Annotated in this window: 14 protein-coding genes and 2 tRNA genes; 3 read left to right on the plus strand and 13 right to left on the minus strand. The window is 38.3% G+C overall.

Annotation, left to right across the window (positions count from 1 at the left end):
• Positions 1 to 372 precede the first annotated feature (372 nt).
• Together AC1M89_RS07215 and AC1M89_RS07220 are read right to left on the minus strand one after the other, a co-directional pair.
• A complete protein-coding gene (locus AC1M89_RS07215) occupies positions 373 to 2,391 on the minus strand; it encodes a CocE/NonD family hydrolase (protein ID WP_481608883.1) in 2,019 nt (672 codons plus the stop codon).
• Between the two features lie 500 nt (positions 2,392 to 2,891).
• A complete protein-coding gene (locus AC1M89_RS07220; RefSeq protein WP_481614072.1) occupies positions 2,892 to 3,431 on the minus strand; it encodes a TetR/AcrR family transcriptional regulator in 540 nt (179 codons plus the stop codon).
• A gap of 96 nt (positions 3,432 to 3,527) precedes the next feature.
• Here AC1M89_RS07220 and AC1M89_RS07225 point away from each other — a divergent pair, with 96 nt between their 5' ends.
• Positions 3,528 to 4,061, plus strand: coding sequence for an HPP family protein (locus AC1M89_RS07225; RefSeq protein WP_481614073.1), 534 nt, complete (start codon positions 3,528 to 3,530; stop codon positions 4,059 to 4,061).
• Between the two features lie 196 nt (positions 4,062 to 4,257).
• Here AC1M89_RS07225 and AC1M89_RS07230 read toward each other — a convergent pair whose 3' ends face one another.
• The 5 genes from AC1M89_RS07230 to AC1M89_RS07250 form a co-directional block, all read right to left on the minus strand.
• On the minus strand, positions 4,258 to 4,647 hold the full coding sequence (locus AC1M89_RS07230) for a hypothetical protein (protein WP_481614074.1): 390 nt from the start codon (positions 4,645 to 4,647) through the stop codon (positions 4,258 to 4,260).
• Positions 4,648 to 4,747: 100 nt separating this feature from the next.
• Positions 4,748 to 5,695 (minus strand): hypothetical protein, encoded by a 948-nt coding sequence (locus tag AC1M89_RS07235; RefSeq protein WP_481614075.1) that lies wholly within the window; start codon positions 5,693 to 5,695, stop codon positions 4,748 to 4,750.
• A 68-nt stretch (positions 5,696 to 5,763) separates the two neighbouring features.
• Complete coding sequence (gene glyS / locus AC1M89_RS07240) at positions 5,764 to 7,833, minus strand: glycine--tRNA ligase subunit beta (protein ID WP_481614076.1); 2,070 nt, start codon at positions 7,831 to 7,833, stop codon at positions 5,764 to 5,766.
• Entirely contained in the window at positions 7,833 to 8,810 is a 978-nt protein-coding gene (glyQ, locus tag AC1M89_RS07245; protein ID WP_035264216.1) for a glycine--tRNA ligase subunit alpha, read from the minus strand. The genes glyS and glyQ overlap by 1 nt, the downstream gene beginning before the upstream one ends.
• 88 nt (positions 8,811 to 8,898) lie before the next feature.
• Positions 8,899 to 10,515, minus strand: coding sequence for an SIR2 family protein (locus AC1M89_RS07250; protein ID WP_481592239.1), 1,617 nt, complete (start codon positions 10,513 to 10,515; stop codon positions 8,899 to 8,901).
• A gap of 250 nt (positions 10,516 to 10,765) precedes the next feature.
• Between AC1M89_RS07250 and AC1M89_RS07255 the strand changes: the two genes are divergently transcribed.
• Positions 10,766 to 11,992, plus strand: coding sequence for a hypothetical protein (locus AC1M89_RS07255; RefSeq protein WP_481592238.1), 1,227 nt, complete (start codon positions 10,766 to 10,768; stop codon positions 11,990 to 11,992).
• Positions 11,993 to 12,067: 75 nt separating this feature from the next.
• Here AC1M89_RS07255 and AC1M89_RS07260 read toward each other — a convergent pair whose 3' ends face one another.
• The 3 genes from AC1M89_RS07260 to AC1M89_RS07270 form a co-directional block, all read right to left on the minus strand.
• A complete protein-coding gene (locus AC1M89_RS07260) occupies positions 12,068 to 13,477 on the minus strand; it encodes an SLC13 family permease (protein WP_481592237.1) in 1,410 nt (469 codons plus the stop codon).
• 97 nt (positions 13,478 to 13,574) lie between these two features.
• The gene (locus AC1M89_RS07265) at positions 13,575 to 14,357 is read right to left on the minus strand and encodes a sulfite exporter TauE/SafE family protein (RefSeq protein WP_481592236.1); all 783 of its coding nucleotides are present in this window, start codon (positions 14,355 to 14,357) and stop codon (positions 13,575 to 13,577) included.
• A gap of 147 nt (positions 14,358 to 14,504) precedes the next feature.
• Positions 14,505 to 14,768 (minus strand): PspC domain-containing protein, encoded by a 264-nt coding sequence (locus tag AC1M89_RS07270; protein ID WP_179998741.1) that lies wholly within the window; start codon positions 14,766 to 14,768, stop codon positions 14,505 to 14,507.
• A 270-nt stretch (positions 14,769 to 15,038) separates the two neighbouring features.
• Here AC1M89_RS07270 and AC1M89_RS07275 point away from each other — a divergent pair, with 270 nt between their 5' ends.
• Positions 15,039 to 15,650, plus strand: coding sequence for a hypothetical protein (locus AC1M89_RS07275; protein WP_481592235.1), 612 nt, complete (start codon positions 15,039 to 15,041; stop codon positions 15,648 to 15,650).
• Between the two features lie 91 nt (positions 15,651 to 15,741).
• Here AC1M89_RS07275 and AC1M89_RS07280 read toward each other — a convergent pair.
• The 3 genes from AC1M89_RS07280 to AC1M89_RS07290 form a co-directional block, all read right to left on the minus strand.
• Positions 15,742 to 15,817, minus strand: a tRNA-Lys gene (locus tag AC1M89_RS07280).
• Positions 15,818 to 15,836: 19 nt separating this feature from the next.
• Positions 15,837 to 15,912 (minus strand) — tRNA-Lys (locus AC1M89_RS07285).
• Between the two features lie 130 nt (positions 15,913 to 16,042).
• Positions 16,043 to 17,884, minus strand: coding sequence for a long-chain-acyl-CoA synthetase (locus AC1M89_RS07290; RefSeq protein WP_481614077.1), 1,842 nt, complete (start codon positions 17,882 to 17,884; stop codon positions 16,043 to 16,045).
• Positions 17,885 to 17,914 lie beyond the last annotated feature (30 nt).

The raw sequence follows: 17,914 nt of genomic DNA on the forward strand, positions 1-17,914 counted from the left end.
AGGATCCTCTTCTCAGTTCTGTATGGGTGGCGCTGTGACTCAATCGCCTCATCTGTACAAAACGTTTGAATTTTTTATCAGTTTCCAAGCAAACTACATGAGCGATGGGGCTGTTTCAATGTTGAAATGTATCTGTAACGTTGTGCCTCGGCAGTTTTAATGATTAACGCTACAATTTTTATTCATCTTGCATCGCTTAAAGGCTTTTAGGATACAACACTACATTGTGTGCATTCGATCGTGGACAGTAAAATTAAAAGTAAAGTTTATCCTCCGATTCTAAGACAAGTGTTGATCAAACCAATATATTCAACATAAAAAAAGTCTGAGCATGGATTCATGCTCAGACGCTGTTTATAAGAAATCTAAAAATTAATGCTTCAGATATTGAGTCGGGACTTTTGGTAAAACCACGCTTGATGGGTATTGTGAATTCGAATAGATCGAAATCGATCCCAAAAGCGATGAAGTTAAACTTGGTAATGGGGCAACGCCTTTCCATACATCACTGGAAACCACCGAAATTTGAATACGATGTCCTTTAGGAATAAGCGCAGCAGTTGCTGGAATCTCAACATTGACCAAGACTGGCTTGTTTTTGTCTAAAGGTTGAATATCCGATGCTTTAAATGTATGCCAAGGTTGAATCATTTGTCCTTTGATATAACGAGAACGTGATTCGTCAACTTTACGCATGGACGCTGTGATAATACCCGTGCTTAATGTTTTAGCATTGCCCGTTCTTGGGTCCACATCGGATACACGTACGACTAAACCACTGTCTTTAGAGCTGGATGAAATCCACAAGTCAGCTTGTATCGGCCCATTTAAATAATAGTCTTCAGTTAATGGTACTGAGTTAAAGACCGAAGCAGGAATATTCGCCAAGTTGCTATTTTCTAGACATGGGAACGGTAGGATAGACGTTGCACCAATGAGAACTTGTTCAACGGTACTTGAGCATAAACCGAAAGTTGGCGCTTGTAATAAGTAATTTTCACCAGAGCTTGACGTTGGTCGATCTTTTGCAAGATTTCCACGTGTATTTAAGAATAAACGATCAGGTTCTAATGCTACATGCGGCCAATCCGTACTGACGACATAATCTTCATAACCGTGCACCCATTGTGTGACATTAGGTAGAGTTTCAGCGCCAGTGTTGATGCCTTTTAAATATTGATCAAACCATTGAAGTTGCATTTTGTCTAAACGCGGTACATTACCTTTAGGCAAACTTGGGAAAAGTTGTGCGGCTTGAATGTGTGCCCAAGGGCCAATAAAGGTTTTTACTGTGGTATGACCTTTTAATGCTTCATGCCAAAGCGGTTCACTGCGTTGGAACAAATCACGTGTTCCCCCGACAATAAAAGTCGGAACTTTAATATTATTGGCTTGTTCTAACAGCGATCTTTCTTGCCAAAAGTCATTATCAAAGGCATCAGCTTTGCCTTTTAGAGCATTGGCAAAAAGCGGTATTTGGAATTCTGTACTGTTAATAATTTTATCGAGTGCGGTCAGTTTTCCAGTAATCGGATCTTGCACCAAGGTATCAATCGGTAAAGTACCCAACAGTGTAATTAAACTCATCCAAAGTGGAATGAAGTTAGTATTTAGCTGCCCGCCATTGAAAAGAATATCGCGGTACGCATCACCCATAGGTACGATTGGGAACGCTGCCTTGATTGCTGGATGTTGTGTCGCTGCACCCAGCATCGCCGTGATTCCTAAATAAGAAACGCCATATAAGCCGACATTTCCATCAGAGAAGCTTTGTTTACTTGACCAGTCAATAATTTCATAAGCATCTTGTTGTTCGACTTTACCAAAAGCTTCCCACTTACCTGTAGAGTTGCCTGTTCCACGAACATCTGCAACGACTGTTGCGTAGCCACGTTTCACCATTTCCGGGTCTGCACCACCTGCTATTGCTGAAACCTTACCTGCAACCCCTGCGCTATAGGCCGTTTGAATAACAATCACAGGGAATTTTGCATTGATAGGACGACCTGACTCATCCGCAGGGAGCGTGACATAAGTGGCGATTCGCGTTCCATCACGCATGGTAATCCACTGTGCTGGCAAGGTCACCGACTTGGGATATTCAGCAGGTCGATCATACAATTGCCATTGAGCATTGGCATTGGAAAGTAATGGGACTTGAGGTTGACTCGGAGATTGTCTAGTTCCGAGTCGGGTGTTTTTTAATGCAACGGGAGTACCTGGGAGCGTGACATCTGGGGAGGTCACGGGGTCGGGTTGAGGACTTAAATAGCTTAAGTCTGGTGTCACATTTGGTGTTGGATTAATTGTTTTATTTGCTATGCCGATGGTGGTCGCAAGTATCGTGACACCGATCCCAACAGCAGCATAGAAAGAATTTAGCAATTTCATTACATAATTCCTTTTTGTTTTTCATTTTTGTAGTCGTGCTTGAGTGAAGAATGAAATATGCATAAAGCCAAATCGTTCCATTCATTTTATTGTTATGTCTCCTAATCTGATCAAAAAAGATAATTCAGATTAGGCTTCAATGTTGTATCACTGTTTAGTTTAACTAACAAGTTTAGGGCTTGCTATTTGTCGGGTTGGCAATGATGTTTTAATTAAGTATTTTATTTTTAATATAAAAAAATATTGATTGGGTCAGTTTAAAAAATACAACTGTATATAAATTAATCATAATTTAGAAGATATTTCTTCTATCTGATTTCTAAAGAAAATTATAAATTGTGAGCATTTATGCCAATCAGGAGCTTTTATTGAAACTGTAGAAACTCAGCGCTATGTGAGACTTTCACCTTTATGAAAAAATCGTGATTAATCAAATTTTTTTACTTTGATATCTGAAGCAAAACTGATTTAGGCAAAATATGCGTAGCTTTAAATCAAAGTCATTCCTCTAATAGATGATTTATATTTTTCTTAATCAGAGCACCAAGTTGAGGATCAAATCCATCTACCAAGAATCGGCTAATTAATCCTTCTATTAGTGTGTAAATTAATTCGGATAAGTCTTGTCGGCCCATATTCAAGCAATGTGTTGATATTAATTCTTTTATCCATTGCTTATGATTTTGAGCAACTGAGATTATAGATTTATCATCTTGGTTCGATTCAGCAACAGCTCTAACGAATAAGCATCCTTTAAAGGAGTCTTGTTGAAACCACTGCATATGCCAATCAAAAATTTTGTTTATTGCAGCAAGACCTTCTGATTTGCCGATATATTGAAACAAACTCGCTTTAAATTTTTCATCACGAGCTTTGAGAACGGATTCAACCAACTGCATCTTATTTTTGTAGTACGTGTACATCGTGGTTTTCGAACACCCTGATTGATCTCGAATTAAGTCTACACCAACGCCAACAAAGCTATTTTGGTTAAATAGTTTTTCTGCTGTATCAAGAATTTTTAATGCTGATTTTGACATCCTTGCAATCCTGAAAATAAAAATAGTACAGATCTGTACTATTTTTATTTTATCTGTATTATGCTTTTAAAACAATATTAAAAAGGCGATATCAGTATGCTTTCAATTTTTGAAGGAAAAGAAAAACTTACTGCTTTTCCTAAACCGCACGAAATGATTCGGAGCTTTATTGGAGGAACAATTAGTATTTTTTTGCTACTTTTGTTGAGTAAATTAACGGGAAATATTTATATCATGGCGCCTTTTGGCGCAACTTGTGTAATTCTTTATGCAGTATCACAGTCGCCATTAGCTCAACCTAGAAATGTGATTTTCGGTCATTTTATTTCTGCTTTTATCGGTCTATTTTTTCTTAAGTTCTTTCCTGATTCGATTTTGACTGTAGCTTTATCAGTCGGTTGTGCGATTGCCTTAATGCAATTTTTTAGATGTGTGCATCCTCCAGCAGGAGCAAATCCATTGGTCATTTTATTGACAGCAGATTCAATCAGCTATGGATGGAATTTCCTCATTTTTCCTGTGCTTTTAGGATCTGTGGCTTTAGTATTGATTGCGATGATTGTGAATAATATTAAACCTAATCATAAATGGCCACTTTACGGTTTAGGTATAATCAAATCCAAGTCATAATTGAAATTTGTATCATTCGATTTTTTTAATCTTATGTGAAACTACCTGAGATAGCCTTTCACTCAAACCTATCTTTTGTGAGACTTGGCACTGGTCGAGTCACTTTATACTCCCCACTTATAAAAAAAGCACAGTTGGTTTTAGCCAATTGTGCTGTCGTAGTTTATGAATGATCAGATGAATGGTTTTTAGCTTCTTAGAAATGTTCACACTGTTGAAGATTTTTCGCTTTAAAGTGGTTTTTGAGCGCGTTGAAATTGGCTTTTTTAGTTGAATCTTGAATATCAAATACGGTCTGTTTGTTTTCGACATCTGCATCTAAATTTGAATGTGCTGAAATCAGTTTTTCCCCTTGGAAGAACCAGTATTCAGTAGCTTTGCCTGTCTCAAAGTTGCCTGTAAATTCAATGAGGCAGTTGTCTTTTTGTTTAATGAGGCGAGCAATATTGTGTTGAGTTTCAGGTTCAACAGCAATGTTTTTGTGTTGTTCTAGAATGCGAGGGGTATTGAGGTTGGATGGTGTAGTTGTACAAGCGCTAACAAAAAAAGCAGTAAGAGAGATTAGTATTGATCTTTGGATTTCCATAAACTTCTTTCTTGATGAGTGTTGTTAGAGTGAGTATAGGAAATAGAATAAAAATTAACTATAGTCAAAGGGTATAGATAAAAAATACATTAGCAGTTTGTTAATTTTCATGTTTGTTGAATATCTTAGCTTGCATGTCTGTTATAAATTTAACCCAATTTTGTATATCTTTACTATCTAATGTTGTATTGTGGCTAGAGTGAGCTAGCGAGTTTCGAATTCGAATAAGATAGATGAGTTCTTTCGTGTAAGGGTCTGGGATAAGTTGTAGATTAATTAATTGATTAATGATTTTTGCTAAAGACATTTTGCTAGAAGGTGTGCCTGTATACTTAGAGTGAAAATCCCGTATTTGATTTTCAAACTCAGAAAATTTAATAAAAAACTCTCCGAGAGAAGATTGAAGAGTAGTGTGAGGGATAGTAGATTTTATCTCACCAAATACGTTGGAATCAGATCCTGTAGTATTAACAGTTTGTGAAGTTGCTGGAACATGTTTTGATATGTTTTTTTTCTGGCTAGTATGTGATGGTATCTCAGAAATTAAATCATTTAAGTTATTTTTACTATCTTCAAAAACTTCTTCATTATTCTTTTGTACAGACTCTGGTAAAAATGATCTATGTATAAACTTTAATAAGGCATAGGCAAAGAGAACTAAAGAACTAAAGCTCATAGACATAAAAAAATCTTGAAAAGCAGGATATTTAAAGCTACTAATCACTAGTAAGCTTGATCCTACTGAAAAAACTCCTATGAATAATGTTAATGTTAAATCTATGAAAGCATAATTCTTTGTTCTTGAAATGGCTTCTTCTAGTGTTGGATCACGTTCTTGCTTTTGATTTAATTCTGTATTCAAAAAACTATATGAAACGAGGCTTAATGCAACTAATGCAGATACAACTTGTGCAGAGGTAGCATGCAAATAAAGTATAGAGTCTTCAGTTAGAAATACAGGATAGTAGTTACAAATTGCAATAATTGAACTAGGTATAACGCATATTGCAGAATATGTAAAAATTTGATTTTTTAAGGATGAATTCATCTAATTTTAGTGGTAAAAAAACCGCTATCAAGATAGCGGTTTTTTAAATCAATTACAATCTGTAACGATTAATGCTGTAACACCGAAATATCAGCCACTTTCGTAAACAAATCACGAAGCTGTGCAAGCATACGCAAACGGTTCGCTTTTAATTCAGCATCATCAGCCATCACCATTACGCCTTCAAAGAACGCATCGACTGGTGTACGAAGTGCAGCAAGTGCAGACAACGCAGCAGTGTAGTCTTTCGCAGCAAATAATGGCTCAACCATAGGCGTGATTTTCGCAAGTTCAGCGAACAATGCTTTCTCAGCATCTTCAACCAAGTTTGCTTCAACCACAGCGCCTTCAGGTGCAGCTTCTTTCGCAAGAATGTTTGCAACACGCTTATTCGCAGCAGCAAGCGCAGCCGCTTCAGGTAATGCACGGAAATGATTGACCGCATTTACACGCTTATCAAAATCAAGTGGTGATTTTGGTGACAACGCTTGAACCGCTTGAATCACATCAACCGCAACGCCTTGGTCTTCGTATTTCGCACGGTAACGACCTTCAAGGAATGCAACAGCATCGTTTAAAGTCTTATTGTGATCTTTCAATACATCGCCATACGCAGCAAGTGCAAGTTTGATCAGGTCTTCAATTGATACATCAAGCTCATTTTCAGTCACTAGACGTAAAATACCAATCGCAGAACGACGCAGCGCAAACGGATCTTTAGAACCTGTCGGTGCTTGACCAATACCAAAAATACCTGTGAGCGTATCTAAACGGTCAGCAAGGGCAATCGTTGTACCTGTCTTAGTCTTAGGTAAAACATCACCAGCAAACTTCGGTAAGTATTGCTCACCTAAAGACTCAGCAACTTCATCATTTTCGCCTTCAAGACGTGCGTAGTAAGTGCCTGCAATCCCTTGAAGTTCTGGGAATTCACCCACAAGCTCAGAGGTTAAGTCACATTTTGCAAGAAGCGCAGCTTTTTCAGCGTCTTGAGGGTTTGCACCTGTAATTGGCGCTAAAGCAACAGCGAGTTTTGCAATACGTGTCGATTTGTCCCAAAGCGTACCCAATTCTGCTTGGAAGACCATATTTGCTAATTTCTCTTTACGAGAAGCAAGCGGTTGTTTTTGGTCTTGTAAGAAGAAGAATTCAGCATCCGACAAACGTGGACGAACCACTTTCTCGTTACCTTCAATAATTTGTGTCGGGTCTTTAGACTCAATATTTGACACAGTAATGAAGTATGGTTGAAGCTTATTGTCAGCATTCACTAAGCAGAAGTATTTTTGGTTGTCCTGCATGGTCGTGATCAATGCTTCTTGAGGAACCGCAAGGAAGCGTTCTTCAAAGCTTGCACGAAGTGCAACAGGCCATTCAACCAATGCTGTTACTTCGTCACGTAGATCCGCAGGCACAATCGCAATCGCATTTACTTCATCAGCTAAAGCTTTGACTTGACCGTCAATGATTGCTTGACGCTCTTCAAAGTTTGCCACAACGTAAGCCGCTTTTAACTTCGCTAAGTATTCATCAGCATGCGTTAAAGTAATTGCTTCAGGTGCATGGAAACGATGACCGAAAGTTACGTTACCTGCTTTGTGATCTTGAATTGTTGCATCAACAACGTCGTTGTCTTTAAGCAATACCACCCATTTTACTGGACGTACAAATTCGGTACGGCTTGCCGCTGAACGCATACGTTTCGCAATTGGAAGATTGTCCAATGCATTTTGTAAAATTTGGGGAAGTAAAGCATCAAGGCTTTGACCTTTGACATCTTTTAAGTAGCAAACTTTTTCGACTTTACCCGCTTGAAAAGTCGAGATTTGATCAACCGTGATGCCTTGACCACGCATAAAGCCTTCAAGCGCTTTAGTTGGGTTACCTTCAGCATCAAACGCTGCTTGTTTCGCAGGGCCATCAAAACGTTTTTGCGTGTCCGCTTGCGCACCATCAACGTTTACGATTTTAAGGGCAAGACGACGTGGTGCTGCATAGGCTTCGATCGAGTCGAATGCAAGACCTGCATCTTTTAAGCCTTTTACAGTTTCAGCTTGCAGTGCATCACGTAATTTTTTTAAGCTTTTTGGTGGAAGTTCTTCACAACCTAATTCGAACAAAACGGTATGTTTAGACATTATTTGCTCTCCTCAGATTTTGCTTCTGCTTCAACTTGTGCCTTTAACTGTGCCAATACTTCATCACGTAATGCTGGTTCTGCCATTGGGAAACCAAGTTCAGCACGTGCAGCCACATAAGCATTTGCAATTGAACGCGCCAATGTACGTACACGTAAAATATAACGCTGACGTTCAGTCACAGAAATCGCACCACGCGCATCAAGCAAGTTAAAGCTATGAGAGGCTTTAACCACTTGCTCATACGCAGGAAGTGGAAGTTTTGCTTCGATTAAACGTGTTGCTTCAGTTTCATAGAAGTCAAAGAGTTCAAACAGTTTATCAACAGGTGCGTATTCAAAATTATAAGTGGATTGTTCAACTTCATTTTGATGGAATACATCACCATAAGTCACTGTACCAAACTGACCTTTAGTCCAAACCAAATCGTAAACTGAGTCTACACCTTGCAAGTACATTGCAAGACGCTCTAAACCGTAAGTGATTTCTCCAGTAACAGGGTAGCACTCAACACCACCGACTTGTTGGAAGTAAGTGAACTGAGTCACTTCCATGCCGTTTAACCATACTTCCCAACCTAAGCCCCACGCGCCAAGCGTTGGAGATTCCCAGTTGTCTTCTACGAAACGAATGTCGTGTACCAAGGGATCAATTCCGATCGCTTTAAGCGAGTCAAGATACAACTGTTGGATGTTGTCTGGGTTTGGCTTAAGTACCACTTGGAATTGGTAGTAATGTTGCAAACGGTTTGGGTTTTCACCATAACGACCGTCTTTTGGACGACGCGAAGGTTGAACGTATGCAGCGTTCCAAGTTTCAGGCCCTAATGCGCGTAGGAAAGTTGCAGTGTGGAATGTACCTGCACCCATTTCCATGTCGTAAGGCTGTAACACGACGCAGCCTTGCTCCGCCCAGTAGTTTTGTAAGGCAAGAATTAAGCCTTGGAAGGTATCAATATGCGATATGGCGCGACTCATGGTCATCCACTTAAAATTAGAAAAAAAATTGGCTCTAAGTATAAGGATTTTACAGAGGAGTGGCAAAGGGTATGAACTAATGAATAAACTATATAACTTCAGGTGTTTCGAGTGCTTCATTAAATATTGATTTATACCAAATGCAGAAATCATTACTTTTAAGTAAAGGATTCATGTATTCATTTTGAAAAACATAACTTTTATAATTTTTTACAATAGCTAATACATTTGATTCATTTAAGAAATTTACTAATTTTTTAAAATCTTTTAACTCGATAAAACATTCTACTGAATACATAATATGTTCTACCTCATCCCAACTATTCTTAAAGTTTTCGATTGCTTCATTTAATAGGATTATTTTTTTATTTTGATCAGTGATTAATTTTGCCAATTGTAATTGACAATAACCTAAAAAATGAAAATTCCCACCATATTGAGGGTCATTTTGGGTTCCTAATCTATAAGTGTTGATGGCTTTGTTGTAGCAGTTGATTCGATCTTGAATATTTTGTTTATCAAAATTCTTGTAGTCATAATATGCACTTGCCCACCAATAGAAAAATTCACCAGATAGGCTGTCTTTTAAGACTGGATAAAGCTCTTCACAAATTGCAATTAACCTTTCTTTTGAATAGTTTGGGTCATCTGAAAAAAAATGAAATTCATCATTGCCAATATAGTCAGTAACTATTTCTGCTAGCTTAAATTTGTTGATTACAGCATCATTTTTTAAGATAGAAATATAATTTTTTACTTTAGATAGTAATTGATGACCTTTAGATTTAGATGTGTTGAAATCAATTTCTTTCGTATAAAGTTCAAGCTCAGTATAAGGTTGTTCAATAAAATCTAAACTGCAATTCAATAGTTCTGCGATTTCCATAAATGTTTCATCAGCATCGCAACCATAAATTACTTTACATTCTTCATCATTTTCTAAGAAATGATGACTTTCTTTTTGTAATACTTGATTATTATATTCTAACCAATACATCCAATTGTTATATGGGCGCAGTTCATTCAAGGCATCCATTAGAGGGTCATTTTCGCCACTATAGCCCGCTATAACCCAAGTTTTAGAACAACCTGTAGAACGAACGATTTGAGTTAGAGTTTCTTTGTGAGCTTCAAGTTGATCAGTTGTATTCCTTTGTACAAAACCAACATGCTGTCCATTTAAATACACAATACTAGGATCATGTAAGAGTTCTGCGTTTACTTTACCCATTGCACCTAGATCATAGATAGCAGGGAAAGGGTACATCCCCACCATATAGCAAGCATGAATCAATAACGGATCAAAATTAACGGTAAGAATGCGACTGAAATAACCTTGTTTTAATAGTTCAGCAATTGCAATGTGTGCAAAATTAAGTTTAGCTTTTTCAATTCCTTTATCTTTGTTACCTTCAATAAACCATTTAAACAACTCTTTGCGTTTAACATTCGACAACTTTGTCATAATGTCATTGTATTGGAGTTGGCTTAAATCTTCTTGAGCGAGTTGTTGTTCTTCATCCGTAAAATAATTTGGGAAATTCTCAATCGCAATTTTCATAAGCTTTTGAGCAGGGGGAATGCCTGCTGAAACAGAAATACCTGCTCCTACAAGAAGAATGGCTCCACCATCATCTTTAGCATCTTTTAAAGATGCTGCTAAGTGTTTTAAAAGTTCTTCGCGATGCGTTGTTGTAATCGACATGACTTAATTTCTTAGAAAAATTTTAAAGTAGTAAAATGGCATTATTTCATAAAATTCAATTATTGATTCAAATAATAAGACCTTTTAGAACCATTATTCTAATCAAACTATTTAGATCTTCATCTCATTGGAATCGCAATTTACAACTTTAAATTTAAATCACATCTTTGAATCTCTGTATCATTATGTTATAAATGTTATGTTATAACATTTCAAATGTAATGTATTGTCATAATAAGAGATGATCTCCATGAAAAACCAATTACCAAAGATCAGCATTTTGCTTTCAGCTATTTTACTGACAGCATGTGGTGGTAGCGATAACAACAAATCAAATCAGAATAATCCGCCTGAAAAACCAACAACAGTGGTGAATCAAGAGGGGAGACTTTTGATCATCAATGATCAAGTCGATCGACCAGAATTGAGTTTATTCGATTTAGAACAACAAAAAGTCATCGATGTTAAACAACTGAAGACGATGCCATTTGCATTACATAGCAGTCCAAGAGCACGTTATGGCATCTTGATGGATCGAGTTGGTGGCACTGTTAATTTTTATGACAGCGGTTTAAGTGATAAGGGAACTGCTTCACCTCAGTTATTGAACTTCCAACTCAATGGTGCTGCACCTACGCATTATCGGAATTTTAATGGTCAGGCTGCTATTTTTTATGATGGTAGCGAGACTGAAACATCAAAATTTGATGTATTCACAGATGCAGGAATTGCTTCAAAAAATGTGGCATCGCAAAAGCTTCCGTTTAAACATCATGGCGTAGCTGAACCGTTGGGTGAGTATGTATTGAGTTCATATTCAGGATCAGGCGAAACATTAGCAAGTGTGGTGAGAAATTACGAACTGCATGGTGATCACTTCCATGGTCAAAATAATTTAGAAAATACGTGTCCAGGTTTGCACGGAGCCTCATCGGTTAAAGGTTATAGTGCATTTGGCTGTGAAGACGGCGTGTTACTTGTCGAGCATGGTGTTGCAGGTCTTTTTAAAGACTCGAAGATTAAGTTGGATGTTCGTATTGGTACAGTCGTCGGCCAAGCCAATGCGCAAGAGCTAGTTGGATTGGCATCCGCTACACCTGATTTATTCATTATCAATGGTGCAAATAAGCTAGTTCAACAAATTCCATGGACTGAGAAAGATACCAATGTGAAACGTCTTCAGCAGATGTATAGCCAATCTGGCGATTATTTCGTGATACTCGATTCATTGGGGCAATTGGTGATTTTAGATACTGAGTCTTGGACAGTGAAACATCGTATTCAAGTGATTGAGCAAGGTTCAGAAGCGATAGAGAAGGCAGCGCTGATTGCGCATGGTCAGCAAGATCGTGTTTTCATCAATAATGTGGTGACGAAACAGATTCATGAGATTGATTTGAAATCTGCCAAGATTGAACGCAGTATCAAGCTAGATGCCGTACCACAAAAATTCATTTGGTTGGGTGTTACAAAATAAATAAAAGACTGGCTTTGAATCGACAAGAAAAAAGCACGATACCGTGCTTTTTTCTTTTTTGAACATTTATTTAGATCAGATAAAGAACCAATAGATAAATAGTGAAACAATGAAAATACACATAATATTCAGGACGAATCCGACTTTCATCATTTCAGACTGTTGAATATGTCCAGTACCAAATACGATGGCATTTGGTGGTGTCGCAACAGGAAGCATAAATGCACAAGAAGCACCAATGCCGATCACAATAACTAAAATTTCCTTGGGCATGCCCATTTGATCTGCAATCGCTGCAAAGACTGGTACTAACAGTGCAGCAGATGCAGTGTTACTGGTGAATTCTGTTAAAAAGACAATAAATGCTGCTACAACAAAAATAATCATCAATGGTGAGGTATCACCAAACACATTTGCAAGCGTTTGACCAAGTACCAATGAACTGCCTGAATCTTTTAAAATTGCACTGAGGGTTAAACCACCGCCAAATAAAAATAAAACGCCCCAATCTGTATTTTCAGCAACTTGTTTCCATGTTGCAGTACCGATAATCACGACCAAGCATGCTGCCAGAACAGCAATCCAAGTATCAGGTTGTGAAATACCAAAGTTCTCGGTCAGCTTTTTGCTGAAGATCCAAGCAATAGCCGTACAGACAAACAATACCATTGTTGCAATTCGAGTACCCGTCCAAGGAATATCCTCAGTCACAAATTGCACTTTATGATTGAGCTTAGGTCTAAGTACCAGATAAAGACTCAAGAGCATGGCAGGTAAAATGAGCAGCATCATCGGTAAACCGATTTTCATCCAATCTGCAAAATCATAGTCTAAAGCCTTAGCCGCAATTGCATTTGGTGGAGAGCCGACCATGGTCCCTAAGCCACCAATACTTGCAGAATAGGCAATACCTAACAGGATAAAAACAAATGTTTTTCGATCTCGGCTGACATCTAAATGTGAAAGTAAACCAAGGGCAAGTGGAAGCATCATTGCTGCAGTCGCCGTATTTGAAATCCACATAGATAAAAGTGCTGTTACAGCAAAAATCGCCATTACAGAGATGCCGAGATGACCACCAGACATAGAGATGATCCACATCGCAATTTTTTTATCCAGCTTTTGAATATGCAACGCGGTCGCTAATGCGAAGCCACCAAAAAATAAAAAAATCACAGGATCTGCAAATGTAGCTAATGCCGCTTGTGTTGTGATTGGTACAAGCTCATCGCCTTTTGCCATTGGCATCGCGAGGAGAACCGCGAGTACAGGTACCAATAGGGCGGTAACCGTGATATGGATAGCCTCAGTCAGCCATAAAATGCCGATAAAGCAAAGTAATGCCAACCCTTTATTGGCGTTTTCATCATAGGGTAAGACTTGATAGAGTCCATAAGAAATAAAAGCGGCGATCAGTATCAACACCCAACCTTTGATCAGCCCTTTTGGCATCATGTTGGTCGGGGTCGCGAGTTGTTCCGTCATATTCGCTCCTTTTGAATATCGCTATAGGTTTTATAGTTGCATGTATTAAACTTCTTAATTCTGAAGAATGAATATCCTTATCACTTTTCAAAATATACTATTTAAACAATGAAATCGATTGTTCTAATAAATTATAGCTTTGCCACAGGGCTTGAATACCGAGCAAAAGTAATAGGATCAATACTGTATTTTTAAAAAACTGTTGAGAAATGTGTTGCCTGATCCGTCCTCCGATCCATACCCCAAATATTGCAAAAACACAGATCAACATGACTAAAAGTTGTTGATGCTCATCAATATTGACCAAAATTGGGTAAAGTAGAAGGAGTTGTATCAATTTGCTGGCGATAAAGCTTAAATTACTCACGATCACAATATCGGTTTTACTCAGCTGACAGCTGAGTAAATACATCATTAGAAATGGTGCCATTGCATTGGTAGCACCACCGATAATGCCTGCTAACAGACCGAATATCAGCATATTGAGCACTGACGGGCTGACGGTGAATGAATGTTGTCGTAATTGATCAATCACATACAGTACCATCACCATGCCAAGTAAAAGCTTTAAATAACCTTCATTGAGCCACAATAAAAGTTTCACCCCAAGCAGACTGCCAACTAAGCTACTTAGAATAAGGGGAAAAAATCTTATGCTGTAGTGTTGAATGCTCTGCCATATTGAATACTGAGGGTGAGCAGTTAGCAGAATTAAATTTAAAATGAGACAGGGAAGAATGACCAAAGTGACAGCGAGGCTTAGCGGGAGTTGAGTAGAGAGTACGGCGGTACTCATCATGGGAAAGCCGAAACCGCTCAGGCCATGTAATAATGCGGCCAGTGCGCATAGCCACAATACCATCCATTCCGACTGTGCCATTGATTGTCCATATTTATTGTTTTGTTCAAGTTAGCGCTATTTTGAGAAAGATGCAAAATGAGAATAAAAAAAACACGATAATTGGGGGAAATTATCGTGTTAAAAAACTCACCCGAGGTTGTGTGGGTGATTGAGGGTAAACTCAAGTTAAAGCGGTGATCTGTCCTGATGTACAGTGCGCATTGGACGATCATAAGTATTTGAATGTTCGTGCTGAACTTTATTTTTTGGCATCACTAACCAAAGCACTAAGTACACTAAAATTCCTGGAAATGCAGCGCTCATCACTGACACTAGAACAAAAATAATTCGTAATAAATTCGCATTCCAACCAAAACGTTCAGCAATACCACCCATCACACCAGCAATCATGTTAGAGCGGTTTGAGCGATATAAACCAACATTGGCCATTGAGTTCTCCTTTAGAACCTAAAATAGTCATGAAATAGACTTCGCAATTTCTCTTTAACGTTTGTCTATACATTTTATATGGAGAATAATTTTTAGTTTTAAAGGAGATTATTCACAAAATATCGTAATTTTATGTAATGAAAAAGATAAAACCTTGATGTGGTATAGGTTCTGGATAATTAGACAGAACATGCTAATACTTGTATATCCCTATTTTATAAGGATAATATTTTTATACATCGCAATTTATGAAATGGCTCAAGATATAAAATGATGAATTTAAATTTTAAAGTTCATTCAATCTCAATGTTCAGCATTATCGCCATCATGAATATTGCACTTGCAGCATGTAGCCAGAATGAATCGCCACACATTGAACACATCAACCAAATTCAGGAGTCGCATACGCCTGAGTCTTCTAACTCATTAACGAATGTCGCAGGTAAGGCACGGCCTCCAATTCAAGAGAAAGCGGATACAACACCGCAGTCTGTTGCTAAAGAATGGCAAAAATTTGTAGGTCGTTACCAAACCACGATGCAATGTGGTGATGGCTTTGCTCGTTGTGATAAGGGAGAAGCTGAGTTTATTATCAATTTATTGGCTGATGGCACAGCTCATCGTATTTTTATGCATCGTGGTAAGGTTGAATTTACAACGCAACGTCAATATCGCCAAGATCGTTGGTTGTATGATCCGCATCACCATCAAATCATTATTTTGAGAGAGAGTGGGGTTCAGTTTTTTTACGATTTGGATGAGCAGGGTAATATGGTCATGGATCTTGATAAAATTGCCAATGCAACGCAAGTGAACCAAACTTTCTTTAAAAACAATCCGCTTCCGTCACGTGCATATACTTTGCAACGTCAAAAGCTTTAAAGACATAAGAATTGATACTCTATAAGGGTAGCTTGTATTATATTGCAGGCAATAAAAAAGCCTTTCAATATGAAAGGCTTTTTTAAGAATCTGGTGGGTCGTCCGCGACTCGAACGCGGGACCAACGGATTAAAAGTCCGCTGCTCTACCAACTGAGCTAACGACCCATAGGGGTTTCAAAATAAGTGGTGGGTCGTCCGCGACTCGAACGCGGGACCAACGGATTAAAAGTCCGCTGCTCTACCAACTGAGCTAACGACCCATCTCGTTTTGATGTTGCGTATTTTAGCAAGTTATTTGAGTAGCGCAAGTAAAAAATATAAAACTTTGTTACGTTTGGCTAGAAATGACACAATTTCGTGTTTTCTAGCCAAAAAACAATCGATTTTAGCTTAAAAACGATATTTATACTGTTCAATATTTTTCAGAATCTCTTCATTTAAATCGCAATATGCATCTTCATTTGGTAATAAAACCAAAATACGATCTGAAGTTTTGTCTGGAAAATAAGCTTCTTCCTTTAACTTACTCTTTTGATATTTAAATGTTCCTGTAGTTTCGAGTGTTTTCTGTACACGTAAGAACACTGGAATTGCATAGCTAGGCAAAGACTTCTTAAAGAACTGAGCCATATCGGATAAATCTTGCTCATTTAGTTCAGCACCTTCTGCTAAAGTGATGGCTGCCATACCTGCACGACCGTTAGTATTTGGAATCTCAACGCCGTATACCACTGCTTCTGTGATCTTTTCATAATCACTACAAATATTTTCAACCTCAGTTGTAGAGACATTCTCACCTTTCCAGCGGAAGGTATCACCGAGACGGTCAACAAATTGAGCATGGCGGCACCCGATATCTCGCACAAGGTCACCCGTGATGAAATAAGAATCTCCTTTGGTAAAAACATCATGCATGATCGAGGATTTATTCTTTTCTGGATCGGTATAACCATCAAATGGCGAGCGATTGGTAATTTTACCAATCAATAAGCCTGTTTCACCTTTTTTGACTTTAATACAATGACCTTTTGCATCGCGAATAGGAGCTTCTTTTTCCTTGTCATATTGGATAATGGCATAAGGAATAGGAGAGAAACCTACGGTATTGTCGAAGTTTAAAATATTGGAAAAGCCGACATTGCCTTCACTTGAAGCATAAAGTTCGAGTACTTCTTCAATGCCAAAGCGATTTTTAAATTTATCCCAAATATTTGGACGCATGCCGTTACCAATCATCTTGGTGACGCGATGATTGCGATCTTGGTGTGATTCAGGTGCATCTAGAAGATAGCGACATAGCTCACCAACATAACCAATTGCTGATGCATTAAATTTTTGAACATCTTTCCAAAAAGAAGAGGTTGAGAACTTACGACGAATCGCTAGCGTCGAACTACCAGCAATTACACCACACCAGCAAACCACCATGCCTGTGGCATGATAAAGCGGTAAAGTGACATACATAACGTCATCTTTATTTAGATTGAGGACATGACCATATGTGCCATACGCTAACATCCAACGACTATTGGTAAAGACTACGGCTTTTGGTAAACCTGTTGTACCAGACGTATAAATATAGAATAAGCCGTCAGCACCAGTCACCTTATGTGTTTCAGCTAGATTATCTTTAGATTCAGATAAAATTTCTTGTGCAAGATTATGATAGCCATCAGGTGCTTGACCAGCATTTTGACGTGTATTTTGATCAGCCAGCCAATAGAGCTTATCTTTGGCGACAGTCAGTTGTTCGCGTACTTCATCTACAGCTTCACGGCATTCTTCACCGACAATTACACCGATTGGTTTAACCAAATTAATACTATGGGTAAGTACCTTACCTGTTTGAGACGTATTGACGAGCGCTGAAACAACCCCAATTTTTGCAAGACCAATGACGGTGGCAATAAGTTCACTACGGTTTTCAACAATGACCGCAATCACATCACCTTTTTTTGCACCCTTAGCGATGTAGTAGTGTGCAATTTGGTTTGCCCAATCATTTAGTTGTTGGTAGGTATATTTCTGATCTTCACATAACAGCGCAATACCTTGAGGATTTTTTTGCGCTGCACGCTCAAAAGCGAGGGCAAGACCTGCTGGCGTTTTAGGAGTACGTAAATAAGCCTGTTTGAGCCCGACAAGAATATTTGGCAACTTCGTGACCAAATGTGGGAGTCGTGCTGCTACGTCTTTGATTCCAATGAGATCGTTTTGATAAGTCTGGCTCATACTGGTCCTATTTTTTGTGATATTCCGTTT

The organism is Acinetobacter sp. ANC_7635, from assembly GCF_056779945.1.

Excerpts from the sequence above, each read along its gene's own strand:
- AC1M89_RS07250 (WP_481592239.1), bottom strand. The coding sequence starts at position 10,515 with ATGTCGATTACAACAACGCATCGCGAAGAACTTTTAAAACACTTAGCA.
- AC1M89_RS07230 (WP_481614074.1), bottom strand. The coding sequence starts at position 4,647 with ATGGAAATCCAAAGATCAATACTAATCTCTCTTACTGCTTTTTTTGTT.
- AC1M89_RS07265 (WP_481592236.1), bottom strand. The coding sequence starts at position 14,357 with ATGGCACAGTCGGAATGGATGGTATTGTGGCTATGCGCACTGGCCGCA.
- AC1M89_RS07220 (WP_481614072.1), bottom strand. The coding sequence starts at position 3,431 with ATGTCAAAATCAGCATTAAAAATTCTTGATACAGCAGAAAAACTATTT.
- AC1M89_RS07290 (WP_481614077.1), bottom strand. The coding sequence starts at position 17,884 with ATGAGCCAGACTTATCAAAACGATCTCATTGGAATCAAAGACGTAGCA.
- AC1M89_RS07275 (WP_481592235.1), top strand. The coding sequence starts at position 15,039 with ATGATGAATTTAAATTTTAAAGTTCATTCAATCTCAATGTTCAGCATT.
- AC1M89_RS07215 (WP_481608883.1), bottom strand. The coding sequence starts at position 2,391 with ATGAAATTGCTAAATTCTTTCTATGCTGCTGTTGGGATCGGTGTCACG.
- AC1M89_RS07235 (WP_481614075.1), bottom strand. The coding sequence starts at position 5,695 with ATGAATTCATCCTTAAAAAATCAAATTTTTACATATTCTGCAATATGC.
- glyS (WP_481614076.1), bottom strand. The coding sequence starts at position 7,833 with ATGTCTAAACATACCGTTTTGTTCGAATTAGGTTGTGAAGAACTTCCA.
- AC1M89_RS07225 (WP_481614073.1), top strand. The coding sequence starts at position 3,528 with ATGCTTTCAATTTTTGAAGGAAAAGAAAAACTTACTGCTTTTCCTAAA.
- glyQ (WP_035264216.1), bottom strand. The coding sequence starts at position 8,810 with ATGAGTCGCGCCATATCGCATATTGATACCTTCCAAGGCTTAATTCTT.
- AC1M89_RS07255 (WP_481592238.1), top strand. The coding sequence starts at position 10,766 with ATGAAAAACCAATTACCAAAGATCAGCATTTTGCTTTCAGCTATTTTA.
- AC1M89_RS07260 (WP_481592237.1), bottom strand. The coding sequence starts at position 13,477 with ATGACGGAACAACTCGCGACCCCGACCAACATGATGCCAAAAGGGCTG.
- AC1M89_RS07270 (WP_179998741.1), bottom strand. The coding sequence starts at position 14,768 with ATGGCCAATGTTGGTTTATATCGCTCAAACCGCTCTAACATGATTGCT.